The organism is Polaromonas sp. CF318, assembly GCF_000282655.1.
GTDB lineage: Bacteria > Pseudomonadota > Gammaproteobacteria > Burkholderiales > Burkholderiaceae_C > Polaromonas.
In genome coordinates, this window is the sequence record NZ_AKIV01000099.1 from 38,365 (window position 1) to 44,419 (window position 6,055).

General features: G+C 65.2%; 3 protein-coding genes. 2 read left to right on the forward strand and 1 reads right to left on the reverse strand.

The genetic code is table 11. From position 1 onward, the window contains the following. Positions 1 to 21 precede the first annotated feature (21 nt). On the reverse strand, positions 22 to 2,457 hold the full coding sequence (gene nirB, locus PMI15_RS18050; RefSeq protein WP_007872375.1) for a nitrite reductase large subunit NirB: 2,436 nt from the start codon (positions 2,455 to 2,457) through the stop codon (positions 22 to 24). A gap of 391 nt (positions 2,458 to 2,848) precedes the next feature. Between nirB and PMI15_RS25350 the strand changes: the two genes are divergently transcribed. Beyond that, positions 2,849 to 4,132: a type IV pili methyl-accepting chemotaxis transducer N-terminal domain-containing protein gene (locus tag PMI15_RS25350; protein WP_007872380.1), complete on the forward strand. Its 1,284-nt coding sequence runs from the start codon at positions 2,849 to 2,851 to the stop codon at positions 4,130 to 4,132. 65 nt (positions 4,133 to 4,197) lie between these two features. Next, on the forward strand, positions 4,198 to 5,946 hold the full coding sequence (locus tag PMI15_RS18060; protein WP_007872381.1) for a bifunctional protein-serine/threonine kinase/phosphatase: 1,749 nt from the start codon (positions 4,198 to 4,200) through the stop codon (positions 5,944 to 5,946). Positions 5,947 to 6,055: the final 109 nt, after the last annotated feature.

The window sequence follows — 6,055 nt, forward strand, 5'->3', positions numbered from 1 at the left end:
CAGGCTTGGACGGGCAATCGGTCAGGCGGGTGTGAGTTTTTCGAACTGGCGGGCGTCCACGGACGCTTCTTTCAGGTCGAACCAGGGGTCCGGTTCGCCGTCGAGCGCGAACTGGAGCTGTTCCCACAGCGCCTTGCGGCCTTCGTGGTCTTCCAGGATTTTTTTCTTCACATAGTCGAGGCCGACACGGTTGACGTAGTGCACCGTACGCTCCAGGTACCAGCCTTCCTGGCGGTAGAGCTCGCAGAAGGCGCCGGTGTATTCAAGCACCTCCGCCGCGGTCTTGAGCTTGGTGAAGAAGTGGGCCACTTCCGTCTTGATGCCGCCGTTGCCGGCGATGTACATTTCCCAGCCCGAATCGACGCCTATGATGCCGACGTCCTTGATGCCGGATTCAGCGCAGTTGCGCGGGCAGCCGCTGACGGCGAATTTCACCTTGTGCGGCGCGTACATGCGCCACATCGCGCGCTCCAGGTCCTTGCCCATCTGCGTGCTGTCCTGCGTGCCCATGCGGCACCATTCGCTGCCCACGCAGGTTTTCACCGTGCGCAGGGCCTTCGCATAGGCGTGGCCGGAGGGCATGCCGATGTCCTTCCAGACGTTTTGCAGGTCCTCTTTTTTCACGCCCAGCAAATCGATGCGCTGGCCGCCGGTGACCTTGACGGTCGGTATCTTGTATTTGTCCACCGCGTCGGCAATGCGGCGCAGTTCGCTGGCCGTGGTCTCTCCGCCCCACATGCGCGGAATGACGCTGTAGGTGCCGTCTTTCTGGATGTTGGCGTGGCTGCGCTCGTTGATGAAGCGGCTTTGCGGGTCGTCCTTGGCCTGTTTGGGCCAGGTGCTGATCAGGTAATAGTTGACGGCCGGGCGGCAGCTGGCGCAGCCGTTGGGCGTCTTCCACTCCATGAATTTGAAGACCTCGGAAATCGTCAGCAGCTTGTTGGCGCGGATGGCGTCGCGCACCGCCTGGTGGCCGTGGTCGGTGCAACCGCACATGGCCTTGAGCTTGGGCGTGGCCGAGTAGTCGCCTCCGGCCGTGAACATCAGGATCTGCTCGACCAGGCCGGTGCAGGAGCCGCAGGAGGCGCTGGCCTTGGTGTGCTTGCGCACTTCGTCGAGCGTGAACAGGCCTTTTTCCTTGATGGCCTTGCAGATGGTGCCCTTGTTGACGCCGTTGCAGCCGCAGACCTCCGCGTCGTCGGCCATCAGCGCGGCCTTGTTCTGGCCTTCGTGGCCCGCGTCGCCGAGGTTGGACTCGCCGAAGATCAGCTTGTCGCGGATGTCGCTGATGCTGCGGCCATCGCGCAGCAGCTTGAAGTAGTAGCTGCCGTCCACCGTGTCGCCGTAGAGGCAGGCGCCGACCAGCTTGTCGTCCTTGATGACCAGCTTTTTGTAGACACCGCCGAAGGGGTCGCTCATCACGATTTCCTCGGCGCCCTCGCCGCCCATGAACTCGCCGGCGCTGAAGAGGTCGATGCCGGTGACCTTGAGCTTGGTGGAGGTCAGCGAGCCCGAGTAGCGGCCTATGCCGAACTGCGCCAGGTGGTTGGCCGCGACCTTGGCCTGCTCGAACAGCGGCGCGACCAGGCCGTAGGCGATGCCGCGGTGCGCCGCGCATTCGCCCACCGAGTAGATGCGCGCGTCGGTGACGGTCTGCATGGTGTCGTTGACGACGATGCCCTTGTTGCAATGCAGGCGCATGGATTCGGCCAGCTGGGTGTTGGGGCGTATGCCCACCGCCATGACCACGAGGTCGGTGGCCACTTCGGTGCCGTCCTTGAACTTGATGGACTTCACGCGGCCTTCCTCGTTGCCGGTGAGTTCCTGTGTCTGCGCGCCGATCATGAATTTCAGGCCGCGGTCTTCCAGCGATTTCTGCAGCAGCTTGCCCGCCACGTCGTCGAGCTGGCGCTCCATCAGCCAGGGCATGACGTGCACCACGGTGACTTCCATGCCACGCAGCATCAGGCCGTTGGCCGCTTCCAGGCCCAGCAAGCCGCCGCCGATGACGACCGCCTTCCTGTATTTCTCGGAGGCCTTGATCATCGCGTTGGTGTCGGCGATGTCGCGGTAGGCGATCACGCCCTGCAGATCCTTGCCCGGCACCGGCAGGATGAAGGGGTTGGAGCCGGTGCACATCAGCAGGCGGTCGTATTCCTCTTCGGTGCCGTCTTCGGCGCGCACGATGCGCTTGACGCGGTCGACTTCCACCACTTTTTTGCCGGCATGCAGCGTGATGTGGTTGTCCTTGTACCAGTCCCAGGAGTTCAGCACGATCTCGTCCAGCGTCTGCTCTCCGGCCAGCACGGGCGACAGCAGAATGCGGTTGTAGTTGGGATGGGGCTCGGCGCCGAAGACCGTGATGTCGTACAGGTCGGGGGCGACCTTGAGCAACTCTTCCAGGGTGCGCACGCCGGCCATGCCGTTTCCGACCATTACCAGTTTTGATTTTTTCATGGGGCTACTCCAGGGGATTCAATGTTTCTAGGTGCAAACGTCATGCCACGGCCGTGCCGCGCAGGTCGCGCAGGCACGCGTCCACGCGGCTTGTCAGAGGGTGCAAGCCGGTCTGGCTTGCAGGAAACAGGATGAAATTCATGATGCTCTCTCCCGGTCAACAGGGATCCGGGCCGTTGACCCGGTATGAGGCACACCATTACGCACGTCGTTGTGCGCAGGACCCGCAGTGCATTCGCTAAGGTCGGGCGCGTCGTTACGCCCGCGATAGCTAATGCAAAACTTGTGCCATATCATTGGCCTGCAAGCCGCGCCCTGAATCCGCAGCCGGCGCGTGGCGCGCGACTTGCATCCTGGCCAGCCTCATTTCCCTCCCAAGCTATTGATTTGTATGACTTCCGCACTGGTAAACCTGAACGGCCCCGCCGGCACCCACCCGCTGGTCTCAGACCTTGAGGCGGCCGGCATCCAGGTCCTGGGGCTGCTCCACGAGCGCAGCAAACTGGTGCAGGAAGTGCTGCGCCAGGCGCCCGACGTGCTGGTTTGCCACGATGCGCTGCCCGATGAGGCCTTGTTCAAGCTGTTGCAGGTGATCGGCGAGACCGCGCCTTGCCCCGTCCTGGTGTTTACCAGCGACAGCGATGCGGAAAAAATCACGCGCGCCACCGAGGTCGGGGTCCACGCCTATGTGGTCAACGGCTACAGCCCGCAGCGCCTGCGGCCGCTGATCCACCTGGCCCAGGCCCGCTTCAAGCGCGAGCAGGCCCTGCAGGGCGAGATGCGGGACATCGCCGGCCGCCTCGAAGAGCGCAAGGTGGTGGACCGCGCCAAGGGCATCCTGATGCGCGCCCGCCAGATGTCCGACGACGACGCCTTCCAGATTCTGCGCACCGCTTCCATGCACACCAACCAGCGCCTGGGCCAGGTGTCGCAGCACATCATCCATTCGGCCCGTTTCGCCGAAGACGTCAACCGCTCGGGCCAACTGCGCATGCTGTCGCAGCGCCTGGTCAAGCTGGCGCTGCTGCGGCTGGCGGGCGTGCAGCCCGAGCGCGTGGCGCAGTTGCTCCAGGAGTCGGTGCAGCGCATAGACGCCAACATTGCCGCTCTCGGCAAAAGCCTGTCCAAGCCCACGTTTGGCGACTTGCTGGGGCAGGTGAGCGTGACCTGGGCGCGCCTGAAGCCGGCCCTGGAGGCAAGCCGGGCGGCCGGCGAGATGGCGCACCTGGACGAGCTCGCCGAACTGCTGCTGCAGGAAGCCGAGCGCATGACCGCCATCCTTGAAAGCGCCGGCGCCATGCCGCCGCTGCAGATGCTCAACCTGGCCGGCCGGCAGCGCATGCTGAGCCAGCGCTTCGCGAAATACGCCTTGCTGCAAGTCCTGGGCGGCACGGCCTCCCAGCGCAGCGAAGTAGGCATGGCCGAGTCGCAGGCGGCTTTTGAGAAGGCGCTGCAATACCTGAACGACATCCCGCTGACCAGCAAGGAGATCCGCGAATCCTTGGACAAGGCTGCCGCGGGCTGGGCGCAGATGCGCGCCGGCGCCTCCGGCATCGCCAGGGGCAAGGATGTCAAGCGGCTGGAAGGCCTGGCCACCGCCAGCGAGGACCTGCTGGACGTGTTCGAGCAGCTCTCGGTGCAGTACGAGCGCAGCATGCAGATGCTCGTCGGTTAGGGCGCCAGTCCGGTGCATTGTTGCAATGCACCAATATCGGGCATTGAACTTGCTTACATTGGTGCATGGCATTTGATCTGGACATTGGCTTCGCCACGCTGGCGGGCCGCAAAAACAGCAACGAGGACTTCTGCGCGGCCATGCTGCCCGAGCCGGGACAGGAGGGCATGGGCTCCATCGTGGCGGTGGCCGACGGCGTGAGCACCGGCGGCATGGGCCGGGAAGCGGCGCAAACCACGGTCACCAGCCTGGTCCGCGACTACTACGGCACGCCCGAAACCTGGGACACCACGGTGGCGCTGGACCGCATCATCGGCGCGCAGAACGCCTGGCTGGCCGGCATCAACCGCCGGCGCCAGCCGGCCGTGGGCCTGACCACCCTCACGGCGCTGGTGCTGCGCGGGCAGTCCTATACCCTGGCGCATGTGGGCGATTCACGGGCTTATCTGCTGCGCGGCGGCGCTTTGCAGCAGCTCACGCACGACCATGCGGTCAACCATCCCGACTTCAGGCACCAGCTGCTGCGCTCGGTGGGTGCCGAAGACCATGTGGTGGTCGATTACATGCAGGGCGACCTGCAGGTGGGTGATGTGTTTGTGCTCGTCACCGACGGCGTGCACGGCGTGCTGCGCGATGCGCGGCTGCGGGATTTTGCCGGCCTGCAGGAGGAGGGCGGCTCCCAGCTGGCCAGCCAGGGGCTGGTCGATGCCGCCCTGGCCGCCGGCAGCAACGACAACCTGACGGCCGTCGTGGTGCGGGTGCGCGGCCTGCTCGACGCCACCCTGCAGGATGTGAGCCGTATTGCGCAAACCCTGCCGGTGCCGCCCAGACTCAAGGTCGGCGACGTGATCGACGGCCTCGTGGTGACCGCGAAAGTGGCCGACAACGAAATCCATGTGCTGTACCAGGTGCGCGACCCCGGCACGCGGGTGCTTTACGCCCTCAAGGCCCTGAACCCCGCGCGGTCCCACGACGGCGAGGAGCGCGCCATGCTGGCGCACGAGGCCTGGCTGGCCATGCGCATGCAGTCGGGCCCGGCGGCGGGCCATCTGGTCAGGCTTCACGAAAGTCCGCCGGCCGGGCAGGAGCGCAGCGCTTTTTACCTGCTGTACGACTGGCACAGCGGCGAGACGCTGCAGCAGCTGCTGGAACGCGGCCACAAATTCAGCGTGGAACAGGTGCTGGGCGCGGCCACCCAGGCGGCGCGCGCGCTGGGCCGGCTGCACCGCCAGTGCGTGATCCACCGCGACATCAAGCCCGCCAACCTGCACCAGGGCGAAGACGGCGTGCTGCGCCTGCTGGACCTGGGTGTGGCGCTCAGCGGGCGCGAGCCCGAAGCCATGCGCAAGCTGCACGCCGGCACCCCCAGCTTCATCAATCCCGAGCAATGGGGCTTCAGCGCCACAGGCAGCGATGGGCCCGAGGAATTGCCGGACGCGCAAAGCGACCTGTTCGCGCTGGGCGTCACCCTATACCAGTTGCTGACCGCGCGGCTGCCTTATGGCGAGGTGCTGCCTTACCAGGCCGGCCGCTACTACCGCGACCCGGTCGCGCCCAGCCGGATCAATCCGGAGGTGCCAATCTGGCTCGACCACATCGTGCTCAAGGCCGTGGCGCGCGACAAGCGCCGGCGCTTTGAAACCGCCGAAGAGTTGCTGCTGGCGCTGGAACGCGGCGCCTCCCGGCCGCTGACTGCGCCGCAGGGGACGCCGTTGATTGAGCGGGATCCGGTGATGTTGTGGAAGTTGTTGTTGGCGGTCAGTGTGGTGGTGAATGTTTTGTTGATTTATTGGTTGTTGTTTTTGCCTCGTTGAGGGGGTTGAGCCGGGTCTTGTTCCGGCCCTTGCGCTCTTTGCTGAGGGCGGCTGGCCGGGTCTCGCCCCGGCGGGCGACTTACTTTCTTTTGCTTCGCCAAAAGAACGT